Genomic DNA, 26,323 nt, shown 5'->3' with positions numbered 1-26,323 from the left:
ATATGAACAGAAGATTATTGGCTTACTTCCTGTTGGATACTTCCGGCTCAATGAGAGGAGAACCGATACAGGCACTTAATAATGGTTTCAACGGGCTTATCAGTATGCTTCGGTCAGATCCGCAAGCAATGGAATCTCTTCATATCAGTGTTATCACTTACAATCGTGAAGTGAACAATATGGTGCCTCTTGTTGATCTTGCAAGTTATCAGCCTGTAGAAATAACATGTCCGGACAGCGGCCCCACGCATACCGGGGAAGCTCTTGCCATGATGTGTAATCTTGTCAGTAAAGAAATTGTAAAAGGCTCCCTGGTCCGTAAAGGGGACTGGAAGCCTTTACTCTTTGTTTTTACGGATGGGAAACCATCTGATATTCAAAAGTACAGAGAAATAATTCCCAGCGTTAAAAAACTTGATTTCGGAGTTATTGTAGGTTGTGCTGCCGGCCCTGAAGCAGAAATAAGTTTTTTACAGGAACTTACCAGTCATGTTGTTAAACTTGAATCTACGGATGCCGGTACACTGGCTACTTTCTTTAAGTGGGTAAGCACTTCCATTGAAATGGGTGGGAAATCTCAGGGAACCGGAGAAACGATGGTATTGCCTCCACCACCAGCAGAGCTCAATATTATTGTATAAAATATAACGATGGTCTTACTGACATTTCAGCATCATTGAAAAAACAGAAAAAATCCGGAATTGAATTTCAAAAGATGGATTTGATGGAAACAGAACATGAGAATAATATGGAAACATTTTTAAAAGACATTTTAAAAGATTTTGAGATTGAAGAAAATAAGATTGTAGAAACCACGATCTCCAAACTCATGCAAAATGCAAAAGTAAGTGACCTTGAAAAGTCAATGCATTCAATAAAAAAACAGGTTTTAGAAATCTTCAATATGTACAGAGATAAAGAGGAGTTTAAAGAAAAATATATTGCTATTCCCAATGCCAATGCAAAAAAAGAATATCAGTATTCATTCAATACAGGTGAATTTCCGAATATAGTTATCCGTGAAATTAAAAATCTGGATATCGCAGGACTGCAGTTTGATCATGAAAAATCTTGTATTACAGGAACTCCCATGATGGCTAATACTATTGATATTCAAATTGTATTTTATAACAGAAATGACAAAAATGAAACAGATGACATTAAAATCATTCCATTTGTAGTCAATGCAGATCCAAAAGATCTTTGGATAGATAAACCCAGTGATAAAGGCAGTAGATTTGCCAAATCAGATACTTCTACCCTGTCTGCAAAATTTCTGGATAAAAAAATTGTGATTGCTTCAAAAAGAGGCCGTTCACACGCCCATGCAGGGACATTCAGAGATGATGATTTTCATCTGCTTGAATTACCTGACAACTGGGCTGTCATTGCCGTAGCTGATGGGGCGGGATCTGCCCAATATGCACGAATGGGTTCAAAAATAGCAACCGAATATATCACAAGAAGTTTTGATGATACTGAAGTGCTGCAGCAGCTTTCTGAACACATCATTGATTTTTTCAGTGAGCACTCAGTAAAAGATCCAGAAAAAACGGAACCCCAAAATACCATTGATGATATTCCGCAAGAGAATAAAGATAAAAACGAAAATTTGGATGAGGACTACAGACTGCAAAAAAAATCAGCCATCATCAATATTCTTTACAAAAATGTAAGAAATCTTCATCATGAGCTTAAAAATTTTGCCGGCCAGGAGAATATACCTATCAAAGACCTCAATACTACCATCATCTTTGCCCTGATAAAAAAATTTGATTTCGGCTATGTGATACTTAGTTTTGGAGTGGGTGACTGTCCTATCAATATCATGACTGATCAGCATGAAAAAGTACAACTTTTAAACTTTCTTGATGTAGGTGACGTAGGAGGCGCCACCCGTTTTATTACCATGGCAGAAATATTTTCAAGCCCGGATATGGGAGCACGCTTTGGCATCAACTGTTTTGAAGATTTCTCAAAATTATTCCTGATGACAGATGGAATATATGATCCTAAATTCCTGGTAGAAAGTAAATTGGAAAACATTGACAATTGGAAAGAATTTCTAAGAGATCTTGATGGGGAGAATGAAGAGCTGGTGAAAGTTGACTTTGAAGAAGACTCTGATATTGAATCCCAACTCCTTCATTGGATGGACTTTTGGAGCAAAGGGAATCACGACGACAGAACACTTGCTATAATTTACTGAGATGAATATTATAAAAGTAAAATCAGTCATTGATCCATCAAAAATTTACGAATACGTAGATGATGGTAATCCTAAAGTGGGAGGCGTAAAAGATGTCTATTTTTCACCAGACAAAAAATATGCAGTCGCTTTCTTTCGTGATTTTATAGATTTCAACCATAAAGAAAGTATCAAGAAAATTGTCACCTTATACCACAACAATATCAAAAACGGAAATTCATCTGAATATTTTTTAGATGAAATCTACAGATGGCCCTATGATGCAGTTGAAAAAAATGGAAAATGGGGAGTCATCGTTCCTTTCTATAATGGTAAATTTTTCTTTAAAAAAGGATATACAGCCAATGAAACGATCAAAAATGGTGAAAAAGTTGGAAAATGGTTTACAACCCCTTCCTTCAGAAACAAACAATATCCTTTATCCCTTGACCGTTCTGAACTGGGAGATTGGTTAAGCTATTTTCAGATTGCCATCAATATTTCCAGAGGGGTAAAAAAAATGCATCAAATGGGACTGGCCCATTCTGATCTTTCCTATAATAATGTACTTGTAGATCCTGTCACAAAATCAGCATGCATCATAGATATTGATGGTCTGGTAGTACCGGGACTTATTCCTCCCAAAGTAATAGGGACTGCAGATTTTATAGCTCCCGAAGTTTTAAAAACCAAACATTTGAATATCGGAGATCCAAACAGGATTCTTCCCAATCAAAAAACAGATCTTCATGCCCTTCCTGTGCTGATCTATATGTATTTATTAAGGAGACATCCTTTCAGGGGAGGAAAAATCTGGGATCTCGATGCTGAAAAGGATGAAATATTGGCTATGGGAGAAAAAGCTGTTTTTATAGAACATCCTGAAAATCCTATTAATCGTGTAAAAACAGATCATCTCAAAAAGTGGAATATATTCTGGGGAGACCCTAAGAAATCACCTTTTACCATTACGGGACCTTATCTGACAGAACTCTTTAAAAAAGCGTTTATCGATGGTTTGCACAATCCTATTCTAAGACCCATTGCCAATGAATGGGAAACAGCTCTTCTGAAAACAGTAGACCTGATACAACCCTGCAGCAATCCGGATTGTGATGAAAAATGGTATGTCTTTGACAATACCTCTGCTCCCAAATGCCCTTTTTGCGGCACCCCTCACAAAGGAAGTTTACCCGTTATTGATCTGTATTATAAATTTAAAGATAATGTATGGAAACCTGAGAATCACAGACTGATGGTATACCATAATCAATATCTTTTTAAATGGCATGCGTCCAGGAAAGTAATCCGGAATGAAAGTCTCACCCCGGAAGATAAAAAACCCGTAGGTTATTTTACATTTTACCAAAACAAATGGATGCTCGTCAATCAGGGAATGCCTTCCATGAAAGATCTGTCTGAGAATAAGGTTATCCCCGTTAATTCGATGGTCGAAATCAGGGACGGAAAGAAGATTATGCTTTCAGACGAAGAAGGAGGAAGGCTTATGTATATTACTTTAACTCATAATTAATTCTTATTATGGATCAACAAAATATTATAGATTTACATCCAGGACTTATCATCGGCTTTGCATTACTTATTATGATAATGCTGTTGCTGGATCTGGGTGTTTTTAACAGAAAAGCCCATGAAGTTTCCACTAAAGAAGCAACAGTATGGTCAGTCATATGGATTTCACTATCAATGGTTTTTTCAGGTATTATCTACTGGATATTCAATCAGGATGAAGGAGGCAATGCACTGGCCTTTGAAAAATTCACACAGTTCCAGGCTGCCTATTGGATAGAGAAAGCACTTTCCGTAGATAATCTGTTTGTTTTCATCCTTGTTTTCAGCTTTTTTAAAGTACCCAAATATCTGCATCATAAAGTATTGTTCTGGGGAATTATTGGAGCTTTAATTTTCAGAGCTCTATTTATATTTGCTGGTATCGGAATCATACAGTTAACTTATCTCCCTGAGACACATATATTCGGTAAAGCAGTACAGATCAACATTGTAATGACGCTGTTTGGTCTATTTCTGATATATGCCGGAGTCAAATCGTGGGGAGAAGGAGATGATGAGGATGAAAAAGATTTCAGTAATACTGCTGGTGCAAAACTTATAAAAAAATGCTGGAAAGTTTCTGACAACTATGCCGGTGATCAATTTTTCACCATTCAGAACGGCATTAAAATGGCTACTCCCCTCCTGATTGTAGTAGCTGTTATTGAGTTTACTGACGTTTTATTCGCAGTGGATTCCATTCCTGCTATTTTTGCTATTTCAAAAGATCCTTTTATTCTCTATACCTCTAATATTTTTGCCATTCTGGGCTTAAGATCGTTGTATTTCTTACTTGCAAATTTCATTCATATGTTCAGCAAACTGCCTTACGGGCTGGCTGTTATCTTAAGCTTCATTGGCGTTAAAATGCTGATATCTCCCTGGGTTCATATTCCATCGCCCATATCTTTGGGAATTGTCGCCGGAATACTCATTCTATCAGTTCTTATGTCTCTTCTTTTTCCCCAGAAAGAAGCAACAACTTAAACTGACAGATAATAAAAATACTATTGAAAAAATGTTGTATCCATTAAAGATTACATTTTTTCAATAGTTTAATGGACTAAATCAAAACTCACTTTAAATTTCTCCCCAAGTCCTTCACCTTTCTCAGCCACTGATTTCGCTGCTCATCCTTCGAATTCCGGATGATACCGATGTAAGTCAGTTTAATGGGTTTTACTCCACAATATTCCAGGATGGATTTTTTAAGCTGATTGACACTGGGTCTTCCGAAAAACAAACGGTAATACCATCCCGGCTGGTCCAATGTTGTAAGGATGTGAGCTGTTTTTCCTTTTAGCAGTTTATCCCACCACACGGAATTTTCCCGGTATTTATAAGCCATTCCGGGTAAAAATAACCGGTCTATAAATCCTTTCATAATGGCTGGAAATCCTCCCCACCACACAGGATGTACCCAAACCAGATGATCTGCCCATTGTATAATTTCCCAGGCTTTCACCAAATCCGGTTCAAGTTCCATTCTTTTCCGGTATCCAAACTGCAGATTGGGATTGAAATCTAAATCCCGGATCACAATTTCCCTGACTTCGGCTCCTGATGCTACAGCTCCCGACTTATAAGCTTCCGCAACTCCAAAATTGAAGGAATCTTTATGGGGATGTCCGTTGATAATTGCTATTTTTTTCATGATGTCACATTGATATTGATAGAATCATAGGCATTAAGCTGTGCCAGTAATGATAAAGGCTCATGCAGCTGATGGCTGAAATAGACCTTATTTTCATGAGGATTTCTCAACAGTTCTTCGGTATGCAGAACAGCAGATAGAGCAGTAAGTTCTGCCTGTCCTTTTAAGCTCTGCAAACTCAGCTTCTTTTGTCCAGCCTGATCATCAACTACAATTTCAAAGACTGACTGGTCACCGTTTCCACTCGACCCGAAAATCATTTTTCTCTCCTTTAAAGACAGTATATTATAAATTCTTAAGTATTGAAATGCCCCCAAAAGCCAGGTAATGAATTTTGAATTATAGGTCATTTTTACGTTAACATCAGAAATTCTTTCCACTTTGTTGAGAATGTACAAATCAGGCACATCAAAATTATATGCACTTCTCCTCCCTATTCCAAAAGAAAAATTAAAAGCTTCAGTATCTAAAAAATGCCTGATAGAAACCGGTTTATCATTTTTATAATGCACAAAAGGTACCGCTACGTTTTCCGCCATAAAATGCGCAGAACTCTCCCCTGCCAGGTCTTTCACGGAATAGTAGACAAAGAGTTTTACTTCATTAATATCCCCTGAATCAGACAAGATATTAACCAACCCGGGGACAATACCGCCCATCCAGCCTGAACTGAAGACAATTCTGCTGTTCACTTCCGCTTTTCCGGCAATATTATAGGCTTTCACCAAGGCCGGGGTAGGCTTCGTAATATCCAGATAATCTATCTGATGATCAATAGCGAAACGAAGAACATGATCCTCTTTATCATTGACGGAAAGAATGATGAGATTTATTTTTTTGTCAGAAATCACTTTAAAAGAAGAAGGATCTGTAATATCAATTCTCAGATCTTTATCTGTTTTTCCTCCTTTTCGGCCTCCGATAAAAACAGTAAGATGAGGATTTCTTGATTTCAGGATTCGGGAAATTGTTTTGCCTACCAACCCGTTTCCTCCGATAATTAAAATATTTTGCTCCATAACTTTTTTTGACAAAAGTATAGCGCATCTGTTTTAACAGACAGGACAAATGTCTAAAAAGAAATTTCCTTTCGGATACGGCTAAGGTGACGCTGTGTGATGCCAAGATAGGAGGCCAGATATTGCAGTGGGATTTTCTGAATATAATCAGGCTGATTCTTTAATAACGCTTCATACCGTTGCACTGCATTATCCCTTTGAAGCTGAAAAAAACGGGTTTCAAGTTCGAGATATTCCTGCTCAGCAATGATTTTTAAAAACTGAGTCCAGTTCAGAGCATCCTTTACCAGGAGATCCATTTTTTCTTTTTTCAGAATCAGCAATTCTACATCAGTAATCGCCTGAATGCTTTCTTTACTAAGACATCCTGAAATAAATGATGAGTAAGCAGCAATCATCATATTGGGAAATTTGAAACAATAGGTCATATCTTTTCCGTTATCAGAAGTATAGAAAGACCGGAAGATTCCTGAGTTGATAAACGCTACTTCCCTACATCTTTCACCTTCCTGCACAAAATAGTCATTTTTATTCAGCCTTCGGATTTCGAAAAGCTGTAGGAACTCTTCAATTTCATCTTCTGAAAAGAGATTAAAGCTTCGAAAGTAATCACGTATCATTTTTTTAAATAAGGATGTTTCTAATGAATTACGAAAATAGATAAAAAGACGGAGGTTCCATACCGGATCAACACAAAGTTTTAATTTTTGCAGAATTATGGTAAAGACCGCATCAATTTCATGAATTGTTTTGAGCTTACCCACTATAATTTTTGATTAATATAAAAAAAAATCATCTCAGGACGAGATGATCTACCGTTTTGAATTTACTTGAGTTATTTATGAAGATATGAATGATGTTTTGTTGATACAAATATAGGGCAGCCCTATTTTTTTTACATCAGGGTAATCCCTAGAATTATATCCGTAAAAATACGGTTGCATAAAAAGAAAAGCCCTGCAGGAAATACCCTACAGGACTTTGGTTTATCTAACAATTATTCTGTTTAACAGTTAAAATGAAAATTTAAACCACTGATTATCAACAGATTTTAATTTTTATTTATTTTAAAGAGGGCTTACCAGTTGCAGGAACCATTCTTTAACTTCTCCCTCCAGATAAGGAGCCAGTTTTTCTTCACAGCTTTTGTGGTAGCTATTTAACCACGCGATTTCGCTTTCTGAAAGGATTTCTTTTACTACCGTATCTTTAAAGAATGGGCAGAATGTTAGAGTTTCAAACTCATAGAATGTTCCATGAATCGTTTTTTCTGCTTCTTTTACAGCAATAAGGTTCTCATGACGGATTCCGTAATGTCCTTCAAGATAGTATCCAGGCTCATTGGACAGCACCATTCCCGGAAGAAGTTCCTGAGGGTTCAGATCTTTTCTGATGTTCTGCGGACCTTCGTGTACATTCATGAAACTTCCTACTCCGTGTCCGGTTCCGTGATTAAAGTCTTTTCCTTCCATCCATAACGGAAGTCTTGCGATGGCATCTAAATGTACACCTTTTGTTCCTTTCGGGAATTTCACCATTGATAAACGGATCAATCCCTGTAATACCAATGTTGAGTTTCTTTTAAATTCCTCCGAAGGGGTTCCTAAAGCGAAAGTTCTTGTAATATCTGTAGTTCCTTCAAGGTACTGACCTCCTGAATCTACAAGAATAGTATCCTCATTGGTTACTTCTTTGCTTCCTTCTTTTTTGGCAGAATAATGCATGATGGCACCGTTATCTTTATATCCTACAATGGAACCGAAACTTTCTCCTACAAAATTTTCTCCTTCTGCACGAAAGCCTCTCAGTTTCTCACCGATAGAATATTCGTTCATGGCTTCTTTTCCCGCATTGTGTGTTAACCAGTAAAGGAATTTTACCATAGCCACACCGTCTCTTACCATCACTTTTCTGAAACCTTCCAACTCAGCTTCATTTTTCTGGGCTTTCATCAGGTTACCGGGAACCGGAGCTTTGATAAACTGGTTCTCCGTCTTTAATGTTTCAAAAATCTGCTGGTTGCTGTTTGGAGAAACCAGTACTTTTTCATTTTTGAAATTCTTCAGATAATTGTAAAATTCTTCATAAGGCATCATTTTCACAAAGGCATCATCCATTTGTTTTCTAGCCGCTACTTCCATTTTTTCCAGCCCTGTAAATAAAACAGCATCATTTTTAGTGATTACAATATATCCTAAAAAAACAGGGTTGCTGTCTACATCACTTCCTCTGAGGTTCAATGTCCATGCGACATCATCCAGACTTGATATGATGTGTACGGTAGCCTCCTGCTCTTCCATTTTCTGACGGATAGCAGCAATTTTATCCGATACAGATTTACCGGCTCTTTCTACAGGATGTACAAAAATAGGGTTAGCAGATGGTGTTCCTCTGTCTTTCCAGACTTGTTTTAAAAGCGGAAGATCTATCAGGGTAATATTTTTTGAATTAAATTTTTGAGAAAGCAGTTCCCAGTTGGCATTAGAAGCAGCCAAAGCATTTACAGCCACTTTACTGCCTGAAGGAATTTCTGAAATAATCCAGTCGATATAATTAGGGGTTCCTTCCATACCGTCTTTGAAAAGGTCAATTCCGGAACCTTCCAGCTCGATAGCAGCTTGTGTAAAGTACCTTCCGTCTGTCCAGAGTCCGGCTTTGTCTTTGGTAACCACCACAAAACCGGCAGAACCAAGGAAACCTGACAACCAAGCTCTTTCCTGCCATTCTTCGGGAAGGTATTCGCTCATATGCGGGTCTGCAGAATATACAATAAATGCATCAACATTATTTTTCTGCATTTCTTCACGAAGCGCAGCAACTTTTTCCTTTGAAGTCATTCTTTTCTTTTTTAACCACCGAAAGTTACGAAAAATTTAAAGTCTGAAGATGAAATTAACAGGCTATTTTGCTTAATAATCTGTTATTTTTAAAGGACTTCTTATTGAAGCTGTTTCAACTTTTATATTCATTATTTTTAACCACAAAAGTTTTAAACACTTAAGCTTTTTAGAGTCAAGGTTTATGTATAATAAGTGCACTTAAGTTTTGTAAAATCTTTGATTTTCATCTTATGTGAACTTTTCTTCAGTTTCATTTTAAACTTACTTAATAGAACTCAAGTGTTTAAAATGAAACCCTTTTGTGACTTTTGTGGTTTTGTAAAGTTTAACAACTTTATTGAGAAGATTGATCACTTGAACATCAATGCCATATTAAATAAATCAGATACAAACTTTGACTTTCGTAATCACTGAAAGCATATTTAAATATTGAAATACAAACAATATAAATTTACAACAAAGAATATCAATACAAAGAAGGTAAAATAGACAAACTAAACATACCACAAATGTTGATTTATTATCAAAATAATAAATTTTGGAAAGATTATTGCTGCATGCTACCTTATGAAACAGCAAAACTACAGTAACCACAGGAAATTTTATCCGCCACATCACTTTATTTATCTTCCGATATTGATCCTACTGGAGATTTTCGGAATTTATAGAATCTGGAATGACCCGGAAAATCAGTTGATCTGGCTCCTGTTTTCTATTGTAATTTTTCTGCTTTTCTACCTTGCATTTATGACTCGGCAGCATTATGCACTGGGACTGCAAAACCGGATAGTGGTTCTTGAATTTCAGCAACGGTATTTTGAAATCTTCAATATAAGATCGGATGAAACGGTTGAAAAATTGAAATTCGACCAGATTGCTGCCTTAAGATTTGCTTATGACGAGTTCAAAGAGCTTTTATACAAGGCACTTCATGAAAACATCTCAGGAGATGAAATTAAAAGATCTATCAAAAAATGGAGAGCTGATCATTTAAGAGTTTAACATCACAAAATATACTACTATGAAAAAATTAAGCTTATACAGTATAATGATATTAAGCTTGTTGACATTGACAAGCTGTGAGGCCGTAGAAACAATTTTTAAGGCTGGAATGTGGTGGGGAATTCTCTTAGTCTGTGTAATAGTAGGGATTCTTTTACTGATTTTTTCGAGGGGTAAAAACTCTTAACCATGCTTTATGGAGAAGAATACAGACCTGGAAATCATTTCTCATCTGAAACCTTCAAAAATTGTTAAGATCATGAAGGATCCGGAAGCTTCTGCAAAGGCGGTACATCTTGTATATACCACCGATGCAGAGACCGCCGGAATTACCCGTAAGAAAACAGGAAAGAAATATTCCTATTACAGGGATGGTGAAAAAATAAAAGACAAAGAGGAAATCACCAGGATTAATAAACTGGTCATTCCGCCCGCCTGGGAAAATGTATGGATCTGTGCGCTGGAAAACGGACATCTTCAGGCAACAGGTTTTGATGTCAAAAAAAGAAAACAATACCGTTACCATCCTCTCTGGAGCGCTCTGAGAAATCACACAAAATTTTACCGCATGCTTCAGTTCGGATATTCATTACCCAATATCCGCCTGCATGTAGAGCAGGATCTTGCGCTGAGAAATTTTGAAAAGCGAAAAATCCTTGCCTTAATTGTCAGTCTCATGCAGAGAACCAATATCCGTATCGGCAATAATGTCTATGAAAAACTGTATGGTTCTTTCGGGCTCACTACATTAAAAGACAAACATGTACAGGTGAAAGGGCAAAAGATCACTTTTTCTTTTAAAGGAAAGAAGGGAGTCATGCACCATGTTGATCTCCGGAGTAAAAGATTGGCAAGGCTCATTCAGAAATGTAAGGATATTCCCGGTAAAGAGCTTTTTCAATATTTTGATGATGAAGGAAACCGCCATTCTGTAGATTCCGGTATGGTAAATGAGTATATCAAAGAGATCAGTGGTGAGGATTTTACAGCTAAGGACTTCAGGACATGGTCCGGAACGGTAAGTGCTTTGATCGCCTTCAGGGAAATCGGGTATGCCGAAAATGACACTCAGTATAAAAAGAAAGTAAAAGAAGCTCTGGACATCGTTGCAGAAAATCTGGGGAATACGTCGGCCGTCTGCAGAAAGTATTACGTTCATCCTTTAGTGATCAACCTTTACGAAAACAATACGATCAAAAAGTATCTTGACGAACTGGAAGTTATTGAAGAAAATGACGGAAAAGCTGATCTTACAAAGGAAGAAAGGCTGGTTCTGAAAATCCTGGAAAATGAGAGGATGTAGTAAGTTTTTCAATCAATAGTGAATTTGCTTCGCAGTGAATTTTTTATTCTGTACTTCATTAACCAATTGACTATTCACTTGCGAAGCAAAATTGACCATTGATATTTAATTATTTTTCATATCAAACGGAAATCCTATTATTATTCAAAAACTGTATTCTGTATTCCTTAGGGGTTATGCCTGCAATCTTTTTGAAAAGCTGGGTAAAGTGGGAGGCAGTATGAAAGTTCAGTTCGTAGGCAATTTCTGCAATATCTTTGCTGGAGTGTAGCAATGCTTTACTGTAATTGATATCAATCTCGTTGATCCACTGTTTCGGGGATTTTTGGGTAACACCTTTCACACATTTGTTCAGATAACTTTCCGTTACAGACAGTTTATCAGCATAAAATGCCACTCTCTTTTCTCCTACATGATATTTAAAGAGTAAATCCCGGAACTGCAGGGACAACTCCATTGGGCGTGTTGCCGATTTATGGTGAGTATCAGAATCTGTGCTCAGCATTTTGATCAATATGAGATGAAGCATCGTTACCACTACGTCATTGGTATTAAGGTTATTCAGCCATAATTCCTGTTCCATGATGGGAAGAAGCTGGGTAATGGTTCCGTATGTCAGGCTGTCAAGATTCAGGAAGGGTGTCATGAAAAAAATACTGCTTTTATGTTTGGGCAGTTCCTGTTCAGACAGAATATTATTTTCATAAGCAAGGAAGAAACCTTCAATATCATCGGATAATTCAACAGTTGCCGTGATTGTCCCCTGTTTGATAAAGATCACGCCCCCTTTTTCAGCATGGTATTCTTTATTTTCAAGGTATTGCCTGATGTGACCGTTGGTAACGAAAATAATAAAATTGAAAGTTGTACGGTACGGAATTACCGGCATCAGAATTCCTTTAAGATAATTTTCTATCCGGTACAGCTGTATATCAGCATTGTTGGCCAATATTTTTTCCGTAATATTCGGAAGAAAGAGCTTCTTGTATTGAAAATTGGATAATACTTCCATAATGAATTGATTATTACAAATTTAATACTGAAATTGTATTATTGGGAGGTTTTTGTACAATGTCGGATGTAAAATGTACAATGTATGAGAATGACATTATCTGAACCATCGTTTTTATTTTTAATCCAGAAAACAATTTACCGTCGCTACATTATACATTATACATTATACATTATACATTATACATTATACACTAGAACTTATAATACACCCCTACTCTCACTCCAAAAGGACTTCCGGGCGTATAGGTAAGATCTGTAACAGGTTCTGCTTCTCCTTTCAGCTGAGTTTCGGTGGCAAACTGGGCTTCGTTCCATTTTACGTTGAAAAGGTTATTGACCTGAAGATTGGCACCCCATTTCTGTCGGTTATAAGAGAGCATCAGATCATTCACAAAATAGGCTTTGGTTCTGATGCTGTTATCTTCCACGGCGGGCCTTGCTCCCAGATATCTGTACTGAAGCCCCAAAGAAAAGCCATTCAGGAAATCCCAGTTTACCGATCCTGTGCTGGTAACTACCGGCGCCAGCGGAACATAATCCTGTCCTTTTTCTTCTTCAGTAAATCGGGCATGGGAATAATTGATATCTGCATTCAGATAAAAGTTTTCCAAAGGCTGGAAACGAACTCCAAGATCTACCCCGAAACGTCTTGATTTCCCTGAAGGCTCTACCACAGCATCATCTCCTACATACACGAATTCCTGCTGCAGATCCATATACCATAATGCTGGTGTAATAATCAGTGATTTGAATGGATGCAACCTCACCCCAAAATCTGCTCCGATAGAGTATGGAAGGGTATTTTCATTCTTATTGGGAACAACCACTCTCAGGTCATTGGAATGAAAGCCCATTCCTGTTTTCAGGAACCACATCACATTGTCATTCTGAGCATAGGAGAAATTCAGTTTTGGACTCAGTCTTGTTGCTTCTTTTGACTGTCCTGATGGCAGCAGTTCGGCATCCAGCAGATTATGCAGATTGAAAATAAAATGATCTACTCTCAAAGCCGGGTTGATCGTCCATTTTCCGGTTTTCCATACTATCCCTGAATAAGCATGAAGATTGGTTTCTGTTCCCGTCACGTCTGATAATCTGTCAAGCAGCATATCTCTGTGATATACATGATTAAGCTGCAGAGTATTAATATCATCATTTCTCAGGCCTATTCCTGAAGTCCAGTTTAAAGAACTGTTTGCCAAGGAAAAAGTTTTGGTATATTTTACTTCGGCTCCGTAGATATTCCTTCCATCGGTCTGCTGGATTTCATCCCCATGGTCTTTGTCTTTTAAATTAAAGGTGAAGTCAGAATACAGATTGAAATCATACTTTGAATAAAATGCCATAGCATCAATCTGTTCGGAAGGAGAAATAAGATGCTTAAAATTCATCTGAAGGTTTGTTCTTGAAGTTTTTCCTCCTTCAGTCGGATCTATACTTCCCCATCTTCCAATAATTCCTTCATCTACGGCACGTTCCGGGATCTGTCCTGAAGCATTCCAGGAAGAGTTGAATGTTGAAAACTGAATGTTGAAATAATCGTTATCCGTAAGCCATTGATTGTATTTTCCGAAAATATTAACTCTGTTAAAATTCTGTTTCACATCGAAAGGGCCGTCTGTATAATTGTATTCTGCTGCTACATATGCATTTTTTCTTCCGAGATCATCATGCAGAATATTGAACATTCCCAATACTCTTTTTGAATTGAAAGAACCTCCTTCCAGTTTAATCATGCTGTTTTTCAAACCGTTGTACGTCTGAAAATCCACATACCCCGCCGTATTAAAGTCCCCACGGTCTATATAATAAGCTCCTTTTCCGAAATCGATATTATTTACCGTTTCAGGAATCACAAAATGCAGGTCAGAATATCCCTGTCCGTGGGCATGGGAAACGATATTCACAGGCATTCCGTCTACATTTACACTTACATCGGTACCATGATCGGCATCAAATCCTCTTAAAAAAAGCTGTTCTGCTTTTCCTCCTCCGGCGTGTTGTGCAATAAAAAGTCCCGGAACTTTTCTCAACAGATCCTGCGCTGAGTTTACCGGAAATTTATTCAGATCAACCTTGGTAATGGCTGATAGAAATGAACTGTGGTTGATCGCTACTTCGGAAATCTGAAAAGGCTTATGCTGTAAAAAAAAAACTTTATTTTTGTCTTCATCATTGGTTACCACCCATTTTACCTCATCATACCCCTGACGGCTGATCACAAGGGTATCAGGAAGGGATTTTACAGGAATGGCAAATGTGCCGTCCGGTCCTGTATGGGTATGGCTGTTTCCGTTGTCATATTTTACCAAAGCATCCGCAATGGGAAATTTGTCATCTGCATCTTTTATCAGCAACTGTTTTTCTGCTTCCTGCGCCGACATTTTTCCACCAAACGTCATGACCAGAAATACAGCTGCTATTTTTGTTATTTTCATTTTTTATTTTTTTTGTACAATGTAAAATGTATAATGTATTAATGATTTTAGAAGTTAGAAACCAGAGGTTAGAAGTCAGAGGAGTAGCAATAGTGAATTTTGCTTCACAAATGAATCGTCAATCATCGTAAAAGAACTTTAAATGTGAACCTTAAACTCCCCTCAAACTCTCAAACCCTCCGACTCTCCCACTCTCTAACCATTAGATTTCGCTTTAAGAAATACCTTCTGAATTAAAAGGGTAATCCACGTTCCGGCTACAAACGGGAAAGTAAATACTCCGCCAACGATATCCAGACAATGATTGTCTATTAAGAAATCATCAATGGCAATGGTAATAAGAACTGCAATAAGCACCCATAGACCGTCTGTTTTTCTGACTCCGGAAAAAACGATAGCGGAAAGCACCGCGTTGAATCCAAATAATCCCATGTGGATTTCTTTGATGGGTTCTCCATTCAGTTGTGATAATCCTGCACCAAGAATGGATGCGACTAATCCATATAACGCTGCTACCGGAGAACTGATGAAAACAGCCAGGAAGAAAATCATTCCTGAAAGTACCCCTCCCTGAAAGATTACTTCACCAAACCCATTGGTACATGTTAGAAAGTCATCATATTCTGTAGGAACTACTTCACTGCTTAACATGACAGAAGGTGGAATGTGGGTAAAATGACGCAATGCAAAAACCAATACCCATGTAATAATGATGAAAGGAAAAGTAAACACCGGAATTTCCTTCTGGATAAAGAAATGCTGGATAACAGCAGCCAACGCTCCACCTAATAGGATTAAAATCCAGATCAATACCGTAGTTTGGAAAAGAAATGCCAATGCTACTCCCACCAGCGCTGCACTGAAACCATAGAATCCCGCATTGATTTCAGATGGGTTGTATTTAAGCTTCATTGCTGTGAAAGTTCCAGCTGATGTTGAAAGTAATACCGCAACTCCGCACTGCCAGCTTCCCATGAAGATTCCTATAAGAAACAGAAGCCCGGTCCACCGGTTTTCCTGAAGCATGATCTGTCCGATTCCTTTGAATATATTGTCTAAAAAAGGTAGTTTTCTGAAAAATTCGTCCATAGTTTTTTTGTATAATGTATTGTGTACAATGTAAAATGTATTGATGATTTGGATAAGGTAGTAGAGGTTAGAAACAGGAAATAGAACTTTACTCTAAAAGCTCTTACCCTCTCAAACTCTCTTACCCTCAAACTCTACCACTCATATCCCGGCCCCCGTTTACCATCCAAGAAAGACCATTCCCACTCCGCAAACGGTTACTACCGCTCCACTTACCAAACCCATATATCTTTCAAGTTTTTCGGTATTGAATAATGTTGAATATCCATAGCGTCCCAGAAGAACCATTCCAAGCATCGTCAAAACTGTAGTTGCAGTGAAAGAAATTACCAGTATGGCAATTTCAGACATAGAATGTTTTACCCCTGAATAGAATAATAAGGGAATCAGAGGTTCACTTGGTCCCATTACAAAAATCATAAACAATACAAGCGGAGTTACTTTTATTCTTTTTTGAGGCATTACCATTTCGCTGTGATTATGTTCATATACATACACATCGTCACCCATCACATCAAAATGCTTATGTGGTTTGTTTCTGATTGCCTGAATAAGACCATATACCAGATAAATGCCTCCGAAAATCAGCAGTGCCCATCCTGAGAAGTTCCCCCTGATATCCTGAAACCATGAGATCTTATTCAGCTGCCAACCGAGAAAAACCCCGATAAAGCCTAAAATCAGGGAGCTCAATACATGGCCAAGTCCGCAGACAACCGTTAATACTGCGGTTTTCATTCCGCTCCATTTTTTAGATTTTGAGATCACTATGAATGGCAGGTAATGATCCGGCCCTGAAGCGGTGTGTATAAAACTTATTGAAACGGCGCTTAAAAGAAGTGCCCAAACTGTACTGTCCATTTTCTATTTATCTATTGCTGTTCTGTTCTCTATTAAGTTTTGGCTAAAGCCAATGGAAGCATATCTTTTAGTATTGCGGGCTAAAGCCCGCCTCTATTGAATATTTTCTCTGTAACTTAAATAAAGAATCATTTTAATTTTTATTCTAAAGACCAAAGGATTTCCTGAATATGCAGGAAGAAGTTGTACATCAATTCTCCTCCATGTCCCAAAACTCTTACTACAAAACCATTGTCATCCATTGCAGAAACTCCTACTTCCATTTGTTCATGGTGCTGTGAGGATGCTTCAACTATTTTTTCAATCAACCCGTTTTTGTCTACACTTTCCTTCGTACTGTAGAAGATCAGGGTTCCCTGGTGAGTATACTGTTCAAGATTTCCGATGCTGCTGATCGGGATCATATCAGGCTGAATCAAGACATTATCTTTTACAACCAGTTTATTGTTGTGGTAGATTTCCATTACATTCTGAAAACGTTTCAGTTTAAAAACTTCTCCATAATGTTTTCTTCCGCAGGTAATGATCTCACTGATGATGATCTGGCTGTTGTTCCCGATATGAATCTTCGCTTTACTCTTAAAATTGGAATCTTCGTGAGGAACGATAGGATGAGGAACGTAAGCAAAAGAAGTTTCATCTTCCATAGAGACATAGAGTTCCTGAAGCGCTTTGTCCTGCATGTTGAAAAGCCTTTGATAAGATTGTGACTGCAGCTGAAGCGCGGCCCCTTTTTCAAGGGTAACATCCAGATGATAGTGGTCTCCATCCAGAATTCCCGGAGAGGAGCTCATTACCATCTGATAGAGCTTTTTGTCATTTTTTCGCTGTCCTACAGAGACTACCCTGAAAGGAAGCGAGACATAAAGATCTTTTACATAGGATTCTCCTCCCTTGAATCCTGCAATAATTTTTAAATGACTGTCCATTTATCTTACCAGGTTCGGTTCTTCAACTTCTTCTAAAAGAGCATATTTTTTAATCCAACCTATTACTTTGTCCAGTCCTTCATCTGTTTTCAGGTTGGTAAAGACGAAAGGATTTCCTTTTCTCATTCTTCTGGCGTCATTTTCCATCACCTCAAGGCTGGCTCCTACATAAGGGGCAAGGTCAATTTTGTTGATGATCAGTAAATCTGATCTTGTAATTCCCGGTCCTCCTTTTCTAGGGATTTTTTCTCCTTCTGCTACGTCAATAATGAAAATAGTAACGTCTGCAAGGTCCGGACTGAATGTCGCTGAAAGATTATCCCCTCCACTTTCAATAAGAACAAGTTCAATTTCCGGGAAACGCGCTGCCAGCTCATCTACCGCTTCAAGGTTCATACTCGCATCTTCACGGATGGCTGTGTGCGGGCATCCTCCTGTTTCTACCCCGATAATTCTGTCGTGGGGAAGAAGACTGTTTTTTGCCATAAATTCAGCGTCTTCTTTGGTATAAATATCATTGGTAATGACTCCAAGGTCATAGGTCCCGAATAATTTTCTGCTTAAACGTTCCAGTAATGCAGTTTTTCCTGACCCTACAGGTCCTGCCACTCCTACTTTTATATATTTTCTGTTTTCCATTTTATTTAAATTTTATTTTTTAACGCTATATGCGCTAAGTTTTTTCGATTGTGAATATTTTTCGATCGCAAGGGCGTTTCACTCAGCAGAGAGCAATTCGCCAATTTGCTCTTTTACCTTTTACCTTTTACCTTTTTAGGACATATAAAGCCTTGAATACAATCTCTCATGCTGCATACATCGGATGTCAAAGGCTGTATTACAAAGCCCTACCATGTCTCTGTCCAGTTCTATCGTTTCTAAAGCTGTTTTTTCCATCACAGGGTAAAGAGAAAAAAGGATATCCTGTCCGTCCAGCTGCCCAAGAGGAACCAGTTTTACAGCATTGGTAATCATTCCCGCTACTGAAGTGTAATAGAATCCCAAAAGTGCTTCGTATAAAGGAATTTTCATCACATAAGCATACACCCCGAACACAATACAGTAATGGGAGTTCGCTTCTTTATGCCGGACTGCCTTTTCAAATGCTTCCATAAGGGGAAAATTCTCTCTTCTCTTAAAAATTTTAATCAGTCTGAGGCCCAATTTCTGACTGGCCTGGCGGATTTCTTTCGGACATTTTATAGCGTTGCACTCATTATCAAGAAGTAACAATTCCTGTAAATCTCCTTTTCCAGCTGCTTCATAAGCCAGTTTTACAAAAGCTCCATCATTGAATTTAAGGTTGTACTGAAGCATATTCTGTACAAATTCTTTCGCGGTCGCTAAATTATGTACAATCCTTTCCTGCACATAGGTTTCAAGTCCGTTGGAATGCGTATATCCGCCGATCGGAAGTGTAGGATCCGCCAAATGAAGCAAACCTGACAGAAAATTTATATTCATGCTATTCATCTTTCGGGGCTGCCATTTTTAAGATTTTGGTAAAAATTGTGGATCCAAGACTGCCATGTCCGTGGGGCTCTACATTGGATTTAAGAAGATTCAGCAGTTTCACAGATTGTTTTTCCGGCTTAAAACCGCTTGCCTCCAGCCATCTGAACATCGGCATTTCAAAAGGAAGCAATACTTGATCATTCTGAATGAAAAGCGGAATATGTTTATTTCCGATCTCATAACATACGGTACCCATTTCAAGCAGTGAAGTGGGCGACATAACAATAGCTTCTGTTTCCAGAACATTGATTGCAATTATTTTTTCTGCATCCTCAAAAAGAATATCTCCTTCACGTAAGCGCTGTCCTTCTCTGAGAAATTTGATGGCAACATCAGTTCCCTGTCTGGTTTTTTTGCGCTGGATTCTTTTGGTGGTTTCAAACCATTCCAGATCAAGATAATCTATGGTTTTGTCCGTAGGATTTTCAGCAAGATTGCCTATGATTTGATTAATGATCATTGTTGGATTTTTTTCTGAAGTCTAAGTTTTTGGAGATTCCTACCCCGAATGTTGAACCACTGATTCCTGCTATATAGCTTTTCGTCCAGCCTTCTTCTTTTGTTTTAGTTTGAAGCATAGACAGTTCTGCAAATTTGAATTTCAGTGCCCAGCCTCCTCCAAGTAATATTCCGATCAAGGGATAAGCACGAAGGCGAAATCCGTTAAAGTTCTGCATCGCATCAGCCGCTGTTGACAATTGCTGTCCCCAAACATAATGAGCATCTACCTGCCCTATCAATACAAAGTATTTTCCAAGCATTAATGAAGGACTATACCAGATTCCCGCTTCATTCTGTTTGTAAACTACATTGTGATCAACCGTATTCTGCGAGTAGGCATAATTAACCCCGACAAGATCATTATTATTTATAAAATAACCCAATCCAAGCGGTGCACTGGAAACGGTACTGCTGCTGCTTGATGGTGTAGTGATTTTTGAGTAATCCAACGAGCCGTAAACCATGAATTGACCTTTTGGTCCGTCTTCATCACTTTTAAGCCTGTGCCCGCCCAGAAACTGAGCATTCAGATTTCCTGACAGCATAGATATACCGGCTATGGCAAGAGAAAAAACTGTTTTATTTAAATATTTCATTCTATACTTAGTTCTATAATTGTTTTAAAATATGGACTGATAAATCTTTTTTTGTTGTTAAATAAACCTAACAGGTTTTTGAAACCTGTTAGGTTTTATTCCTAAAATTTATCTTAGAACAAGTAATACAACTGTGTTAAAGGAAGTGTTTCCGCAGGTTCACAAGTGATGTATTCTCCATCTACCGTTACTTTATAGTTTTCAGGATTCACTTCAATTAAAGGTGTCTTATCATTATGAATAAGGTCTTTTTTGGAAATATTTCTACAGTTTTTCACCGGAAGAATCATTTTTTCCAGCTTGTAAGAAGCAATTGTTCCGTTATCAATAGAGATTTGGGAAACGAAGTTGGCACAAGTCCCGAACTTAGCTTTTCCGTGGGCTCCGAACATATTTCTGTAAATAATCGGTTGAGGTGTGGGTATGGACGCGTTTGGATCTCCCATTTTAGCAGCGATTACAAATCCGCCTTTTACGATCATTTCCGGTTTTACTCCAAATAATGCAGGCTTCCAGATTACTAAATCAGCTAATTTTCCTTTTTCAACAGATCCCACATATTCTGAAATACCATGGGCAATGGCCGGGTTGATGGTATATTTGGCCACGTATCTTTTGACACGGTAATTATCATTATCTGCATTCTGATCTTCATCCAAGGCACCTCTCTGCTCTTTCATTTTGCTTGCAGTCTGCCATGTTCTGGTGATCACTTCTCCCGGTCTTCCCATCGCCTGAGAGTCTGAACTCATAATACTGAAAACTCCCATGTCATGAAGAATATCTTCTGCTGCAATGGTTTCCGGACGGATACGTGAGTCTGCAAACGCCACATCTTCAGGAATGTTCTTACTTAGGTGGTGACAAACCATCAGCATATCCAGGTGTTCATCAATTGTATTGACCGTGTAAGGACGTGTAGGATTTGTAGAAGCCGGCAATACATTGGGATACATGGCTGCTTTAATGATATCCGGTGCGTGACCTCCACCTGCCCCTTCGGTGTGGAAGGTGTGGATTACTCTTCCGTTGATTGCTCTCATCGTATCTTCAAGAAATCCTCCTTCATTCAGAGTATCAGTGTGGATGGCCACCTGAACGTCATATTTATCTGCAACTTTCAGTGCGGCATCAATGGTGGCAGGAGTCGCTCCCCAGTCTTCGTGAATTTTTACTCCCAAAGCACCTGCTTCTACCTGTTCTTCAATAGGTTCTTCTGCCGAGCAGTTTCCTTTTCCGAAGAAACCAAGATTCATAGGATATTCTTCTGCTGCTTCAAGCATTTTCTGCATGTTGAATCTCCCGGGAGTTACTGTGGTAGCATTGGTTCCGTCATTTGGGCCTGTACCACCACCAATCATTGTGGTAATTCCGCTGTAAAGAGATGTTTCGATCTGCTGAGGGCAGATGTAGTGAATGTGAGTATCAATGCCTCCAGCCGTTACGATATAACCCTTTCCTCCATGAACTTCCGTTGATGCCCCGATAATCATATTGGGTGATACACCATCCATTGTATCAGGATTTCCTGCTTTTCCGATTCCTACAATCTTACCATCTTTAATCCCGATATCTCCTTTTACAATTCCCCAGTGGTCTATAATTACAGCTCCGGTGATGCAAAGGTCCAGAACGCCTTCGTCTCTTTTGGCGGTAACATTCTGTCCCATCCCATCACGGACCGTTTTACCTCCTCCGAAAACGGCTTCATCTCCGTAGTGGGTGAAATCTTTTTCGATTTCAATGATAATTTCAGTATCACCCAGCCTGATTTTATCTCCGGCTGTAGGACCTAATATATTAGCGTATTGTTTTCTGTCTACGTGTAAGCTCATTTTAATGATTTTTAAAGTTTAATTCCTCAACTTTTGCAAGGCTTGCTTTTTTCTGGTCTTCGGAATCTACCTGTCCGTCAACAAGATTGTTGAAGCCCATTGCTTTTTTGGTACCTCCTATTTCTACCAGCTCCACTTCTTTTTCCTCTCCCGGTTCGAAACGTACAGCAGTACTTGCTACAATATTCAGCCTTTTTCCGAAGGCTTTTTCGCGGTCAAAGCTCATCGCTTTATTAACTTCAAAAAAATGAAAGTGTGAACCTACCTGAATAGGACGGTCTCCTGTATTGGTTACTTTTATTTTTACCGTTTCTCTGCCTTCATTGCAGATAATGGTACCTTCTTTTACAAAAATTTCTCCTGGTATCATATGAATAGGTATTAACGGATGGGATTGTGTACGGTTACCAGCTTCGTCCCATCCGGGAACGTTGCTTCAATCTGAACATCGTGGATCATTTCTGCCACTCCGGGCATTACATCCTCTTTAGTAAGAAGATTAGCGCCTTCCTGCATCAGTTCGGCTACTTTTTTCCCGTCTCTTGCACCTTCAAGCAGGAAGTGGCTGATGAGTGCTATGGATTCAGGGTAGTTTAATTTAAGGCCTCTTGCCTTTCTTTTCAGAGCGAGTTCGCCTGCCAGAAACAGCATAAGCTTTTCCGTTTCTCTCGGTGTTAAGTGCATAGTATTTTTTATTTAAAATTGGACAAAGAGAATCCTGTTCACCTTTTTGTAAAGGCAAATAGAAATATTCAAAAATGTAAAGTGGAAAAACGATTTTTACGGATCTGTATTCACATCAATACAAACCATAAAAGTCATTACGATTTAAAAAAGGAATTAGCAGCCCGCAATCTGCAGGGAATGATACAGGATGTACCTTGGTGCTGTAATATAAATACGGTTTTGAACGGCCGCAACCTTTGTACTGTAAGTGTAGCCGGCAAAGAAATAGTATAACCACTGCTGCGCAAGCACTGAGTAATCAAATTTCACTTTCTCCCAGTCATTGGAATCCTGAACATCCTGCACATCTGAAAAACTGTACATTTCAGGATGGGTCTGCTGATCGGATTTCTGCTGAAGAAGATGAATTTTTGAAAGAATATCAGAGTATGGCTGAGCTTTTCCCTTATGTGCAAAAAGACCTGCACATAACGCTGAGAAAAATATCACAAAAGAGAAAAATAAGACTCTTTTTTTCATACCTGTTAATAATGCTGTAAAATTAGAACAATCTTAAAGTCCCGGCTATCAAAAAAATTATTTAAAATGTTCAAAATCGCAACAAATGCAATTTTATGTATTTTTAACATTCAATCACAAATCCTTTATTTACAACACATAAGCACTCTTTATGAACTATGACAAATATTTTTTTGTCCTTATTCCTATAACTATGAATATTCACCTTATCTTTTTCTTCTATTTAAAAAACAAGATTAATACATGTTTTATTATCAATTATATTGGCTCAAAAAATATTATCTACTAAGGATTAATTAACAATTAAGTTTATTTCACAAAGTAAGGTGGTATTTTTTCTTTCCTTATAATTATCGTAAATTTGTATACACATCTTATTTAATTTAATAAAATAATAAAACGTAATATGTCAAAAGCAATTTCGCAAGTACCATTAGCGGTAAACGAGCCGGTGAATTCATATGAACCGGGGTCTCCGGAAGTTAAAAGCCTTATTGCCACGTATAAAAAAATGTGGGCTGAAAAGGTAGAAATCCCAATGATCATCAACGGAAAGGAAGTAAAAACTGATACAAAAGTGCAGCTTCAGTCTCCGCAGGATCATGCTCATGACTTCGGATTCTATTACCAGGGTGGTATGCAGCATGTGGATGACGCTATCAACGCGGCATTGGCAGCTAAAAAAGAATGGAATGAACTGGGCTGGGAACAGCGTGCAGCAATTTTCTTAAAGGCAGCTGATCTTTTGGCGGGTCCTTACAGAGATGTGATCAATGCGGCAACCATGATCGGACAGTCTAAAAATGTACATCAGGCTGAAATTGATTCTGCTTGTGAGTTTATCGACTTCCTAAGATTCAACGTAGAATTCATGACAGAAATGTATGCTGAACAGCCGGTTTCTGACAACGGAATCTGGAACCGTGTTGAGTACAGACCATTAGAAGGATTCTGCTTTGCAGTAACTCCTTTCAACTTTACTGCGATTTCAGGAAACCTTCCAACTTGTATGGCTATGCTAGGAAACGTAGTGGTTTGGAAACCATCTGACAAGCAGGTATATTCTGCAAAAGTAATCATGGATGTATTAACAGAAGCGGGTCTTCCTGCCGGGGTTATCAACATGATCTTTACAGACGGAAAAGAAACTGCTGAGAAAGTATTGGCTCACCCTGATTTTGCAGGTCTTCACTTTACCGGTTCTACAAAAGTATTCCAGGGAATGTGGAAAATGATCGGTGACAATATTCACAACTACAGAACATATCCAAGAATCGTTGGAGAAACAGGGGGTAAAGACTTTGTAATTGCTCACCCGTCTGCGAACGTAGAGGCTGTAGCTACTGCATTGGTAAGAGGAGCTTTCGAATATCAGGGACAAAAATGTTCTGCAGCTTCAAGAGCTTATATTCCTAAATCTCTTTGGGCTGATGTGAAAAAAGTAATGGAAGATCAGATGAGCACAATCAAAATCGGTTCCCCTGAAGATACTTCTAACTTTGTAAACGCTGTAATCGACAAAAATTCTTTCGAAAAATGTAAAGGATATATTGACAGAGCGAACGCTTCCGGTGAAGCTACTGTAGCTATCGGTGGAAAATATGATGATTCTAAAGGATGGTTCGTGCACCCAACGGTAATTGAAACTACCAATCCTCACTATGAAAGTATGGTAGAGGAAATCTTTGGCCCGATCTTATCGATCTACGTATATGAAGATAAAGACTGGAAAGAAACGCTTAAGTTGGTAGATTCTACTTCTCCTTATTCATTGACCGGTTCTGTATTCTCACAAGACCGTTACGCAATCGCTGAAGCTTACAAAGCTTTGGAAAATGCTTCCGGTAACTTCTACATCAATGATAAACCAACCGGTGCTGTGGTAGGACAACAGCCTTTTGGTGGCGGTAGAGCTTCAGGAACCAATGATAAAGCAGGTTCTAAAATGAATCTTCTGAGATGGGTTTCTGTAAGAAGCGTAAAAGAAACGTTTGTTTCTCCGAAAAACTATAAATATCCATATCTAGGGTAGTAAACAATAAATGATCATTGATAAATGATTTAACAGCCTCGGAATTTCGGTTTCGGGGCTTTTTTGTGGCACTTGGGAGTTTGAGCGTTTGAGAGTAAAGTATCGCGACAATAAAGTATTTTCCGGATTATAATTATAAACTTAAACTCCTAATCTGCTACTTGCTACCTAACATCTTTTAACAAACTTTACCTATATTTTACGATTTCCAAACCCCTATTAGGAATAATTGTTGATTTTTCATTATTACACACCCCAAAATAAAATAATATGAAAAAGTTATTGCTAGCAGCCGTTGGAATAGGAATATTTGCAGTGAGCTGTGGAACCAAAGAATCGACAATGTCAACAAGTAGTCGTGATTCAGCAACAGTAGGAAATACCCAAAAAAGTATTCCGCCTACCACTACTGATACAATGACTACAAAAATGACGAATCCTGACACGATCAAGATAAAAAGGGATTCTATGGCAACGTCTCCTGTCAAATAGTAGTTATAAAACGTTCAATCTAAAAATGGAAAATCTGCAGATGAAAGTGCTGCAGATTTTTTTATTCAATAAACAGAAATGTTGAATATACATGAAATTTGAAAAGATTCTTGTTCCAGGTTTTGGCTAAAGCCGATGATTACATATAATTTCTAATGGCGGGCTACTCCCCTATTGAATCCAGATATTTAAAGGAACATCTTTTATCTTTTATCTTTTATCTTTTATCTTTTATCT

At 38.2% G+C, this 26,323-nt stretch carries 25 protein-coding genes; 8 read left to right on the top strand and 17 right to left on the bottom strand.

The features are described 5' to 3' along the window. Positions 1–2: 2 nt before the first annotated feature. From CRS_RS06685 to CRS_RS06670, 4 genes are all read left to right on the top strand, one after another. Entirely contained in the window at positions 3–641 is a 639-nt protein-coding gene (locus CRS_RS06685) for a VWA domain-containing protein (protein WP_142723292.1), read from the top strand. A gap of 83 nt (positions 642–724) precedes the next feature. Further along, positions 725–2,209: a protein phosphatase 2C domain-containing protein gene (locus tag CRS_RS06680; protein ID WP_228451195.1), complete on the top strand. Its 1,485-nt coding sequence runs from the start codon at positions 725–727 to the stop codon at positions 2,207–2,209. 1 nt (position 2,210) lies between these two features. Beyond that, positions 2,211–3,722 carry a helix-hairpin-helix domain-containing protein gene (locus CRS_RS06675; protein ID WP_142723291.1) on the top strand — a complete coding sequence of 504 codons (1,512 nt, stop codon included), beginning with the start codon at positions 2,211–2,213 and terminating at the stop codon, positions 3,720–3,722. A gap of 8 nt (positions 3,723–3,730) precedes the next feature. Further along, the gene (locus tag CRS_RS06670; RefSeq protein ID WP_142723290.1) at positions 3,731–4,747 is read left to right on the top strand and encodes a TerC/Alx family metal homeostasis membrane protein; all 1,017 of its coding nucleotides are present in this window, start codon (positions 3,731–3,733) and stop codon (positions 4,745–4,747) included. Between the two features lie 88 nt (positions 4,748–4,835). Here CRS_RS06670 and CRS_RS06665 read toward each other — a convergent pair whose 3' ends face one another. From CRS_RS06665 to CRS_RS06650, 4 genes are all read right to left on the bottom strand, one after another. Beyond that, complete coding sequence (locus CRS_RS06665; protein ID WP_142723289.1) at positions 4,836–5,414, bottom strand: NAD(P)H-dependent oxidoreductase; 579 nt, start codon at positions 5,412–5,414, stop codon at positions 4,836–4,838. Next, positions 5,411–6,433: a saccharopine dehydrogenase gene (locus CRS_RS06660; RefSeq protein ID WP_142723288.1), complete on the bottom strand. Its 1,023-nt coding sequence runs from the start codon at positions 6,431–6,433 to the stop codon at positions 5,411–5,413. The genes CRS_RS06665 and CRS_RS06660 overlap by 4 nt, the downstream gene beginning before the upstream one ends. 53 nt (positions 6,434–6,486) lie before the next feature. Beyond that, on the bottom strand, positions 6,487–7,053 hold the full coding sequence (locus tag CRS_RS06655; RefSeq protein WP_142723287.1) for a Crp/Fnr family transcriptional regulator: 567 nt from the start codon (positions 7,051–7,053) through the stop codon (positions 6,487–6,489). 447 nt (positions 7,054–7,500) lie between these two features. Continuing rightward, positions 7,501–9,270, bottom strand: a complete 1,770-nt coding sequence (locus CRS_RS06650; RefSeq protein WP_142723286.1) for an aminopeptidase P family protein — start codon at positions 9,268–9,270, stop codon at positions 7,501–7,503. Positions 9,271–9,840: 570 nt separating this feature from the next. Between CRS_RS06650 and CRS_RS06645 the strand changes: the two genes are divergently transcribed. Next, a complete protein-coding gene (locus CRS_RS06645) occupies positions 9,841–10,275 on the top strand; it encodes a DUF6526 family protein (protein ID WP_142723285.1) in 435 nt (144 codons plus the stop codon). Between the two features lie 196 nt (positions 10,276–10,471). Beyond that, entirely contained in the window at positions 10,472–11,578 is a 1,107-nt protein-coding gene (locus tag CRS_RS06635) for a DNA topoisomerase IB (RefSeq protein ID WP_142723283.1), read from the top strand. Positions 11,579–11,699: 121 nt separating this feature from the next. On the opposite strand, the gene CRS_RS06630 is transcribed toward CRS_RS06635, so the two are convergent. From CRS_RS06630 to CRS_RS06570, 13 genes are all read right to left on the bottom strand, one after another. After that, entirely contained in the window at positions 11,700–12,590 is an 891-nt protein-coding gene (locus CRS_RS06630; protein ID WP_142723282.1) for an AraC family transcriptional regulator, read from the bottom strand. A gap of 193 nt (positions 12,591–12,783) precedes the next feature. Beyond that, a complete protein-coding gene (locus tag CRS_RS06625) occupies positions 12,784–15,030 on the bottom strand; it encodes a TonB-dependent receptor plug domain-containing protein (RefSeq protein ID WP_142723281.1) in 2,247 nt (748 codons plus the stop codon). Between the two features lie 195 nt (positions 15,031–15,225). Further along, positions 15,226–16,119 (bottom strand): urea transporter, encoded by an 894-nt coding sequence (locus tag CRS_RS06620; RefSeq protein ID WP_142723280.1) that lies wholly within the window; start codon positions 16,117–16,119, stop codon positions 15,226–15,228. 159 nt (positions 16,120–16,278) lie between these two features. Continuing rightward, the gene (locus CRS_RS06615; protein WP_142723279.1) at positions 16,279–16,980 is read right to left on the bottom strand and encodes a hypothetical protein; all 702 of its coding nucleotides are present in this window, start codon (positions 16,978–16,980) and stop codon (positions 16,279–16,281) included. A gap of 140 nt (positions 16,981–17,120) precedes the next feature. Further along, the gene (locus tag CRS_RS06610; protein WP_142723278.1) at positions 17,121–17,909 is read right to left on the bottom strand and encodes an urease accessory protein UreD; all 789 of its coding nucleotides are present in this window, start codon (positions 17,907–17,909) and stop codon (positions 17,121–17,123) included. Next, positions 17,910–18,548: an urease accessory protein UreG gene (ureG, locus tag CRS_RS06605; RefSeq protein WP_002977658.1), complete on the bottom strand. Its 639-nt coding sequence runs from the start codon at positions 18,546–18,548 to the stop codon at positions 17,910–17,912. It lies immediately after the preceding gene. 135 nt (positions 18,549–18,683) lie between these two features. Next, positions 18,684–19,373: an urease accessory protein UreF gene (locus tag CRS_RS06600; RefSeq protein ID WP_142723277.1), complete on the bottom strand. Its 690-nt coding sequence runs from the start codon at positions 19,371–19,373 to the stop codon at positions 18,684–18,686. Position 19,374: 1 nt separating this feature from the next. Further along, positions 19,375–19,884, bottom strand: a complete 510-nt coding sequence (gene ureE, locus CRS_RS06595; protein ID WP_142723276.1) for an urease accessory protein UreE — start codon at positions 19,882–19,884, stop codon at positions 19,375–19,377. Continuing rightward, complete coding sequence (locus tag CRS_RS06590) at positions 19,874–20,521, bottom strand: hypothetical protein (protein WP_142723275.1); 648 nt, start codon at positions 20,519–20,521, stop codon at positions 19,874–19,876. The genes ureE and CRS_RS06590 overlap by 11 nt, the downstream gene beginning before the upstream one ends. Before the next feature lie 113 nt (positions 20,522–20,634). Then, positions 20,635–22,356 (bottom strand): urease subunit alpha, encoded by a 1,722-nt coding sequence (gene ureC, locus CRS_RS06585; protein WP_142723274.1) that lies wholly within the window; start codon positions 22,354–22,356, stop codon positions 20,635–20,637. 1 nt (position 22,357) lies between these two features. Further along, a complete protein-coding gene (gene ureB / locus CRS_RS06580; RefSeq protein WP_068944101.1) occupies positions 22,358–22,726 on the bottom strand; it encodes an urease subunit beta in 369 nt (122 codons plus the stop codon). Between the two features lie 11 nt (positions 22,727–22,737). Then, positions 22,738–23,040: an urease subunit gamma gene (ureA, locus tag CRS_RS06575; protein ID WP_002977652.1), complete on the bottom strand. Its 303-nt coding sequence runs from the start codon at positions 23,038–23,040 to the stop codon at positions 22,738–22,740. 156 nt (positions 23,041–23,196) lie between these two features. Continuing rightward, the gene (locus CRS_RS06570; RefSeq protein ID WP_002977651.1) at positions 23,197–23,562 is read right to left on the bottom strand and encodes a hypothetical protein; all 366 of its coding nucleotides are present in this window, start codon (positions 23,560–23,562) and stop codon (positions 23,197–23,199) included. Between the two features lie 406 nt (positions 23,563–23,968). Here CRS_RS06570 and pruA point away from each other — a divergent pair, with 406 nt between their 5' ends. Both pruA and CRS_RS06560 read left to right on the top strand, forming a co-directional pair. Then, on the top strand, positions 23,969–25,594 hold the full coding sequence (pruA, locus tag CRS_RS06565; RefSeq protein ID WP_142723273.1) for an L-glutamate gamma-semialdehyde dehydrogenase: 1,626 nt from the start codon (positions 23,969–23,971) through the stop codon (positions 25,592–25,594). A gap of 270 nt (positions 25,595–25,864) precedes the next feature. Beyond that, positions 25,865–26,086 carry a cytochrome C551 gene (locus tag CRS_RS06560; RefSeq protein WP_142723272.1) on the top strand — a complete coding sequence of 74 codons (222 nt, stop codon included), beginning with the start codon at positions 25,865–25,867 and terminating at the stop codon, positions 26,084–26,086. Positions 26,087–26,323: the final 237 nt, after the last annotated feature.

The organism is Chryseobacterium sp. ON_d1 (genome assembly GCF_006829085.1).
Classification (GTDB): Bacteria; Bacteroidota; Bacteroidia; order Flavobacteriales; family Weeksellaceae; genus Chryseobacterium.
Note: the sequence above shows the minus strand (reverse complement) of the source record. Positions and strands in the feature narration are given on the sequence as shown.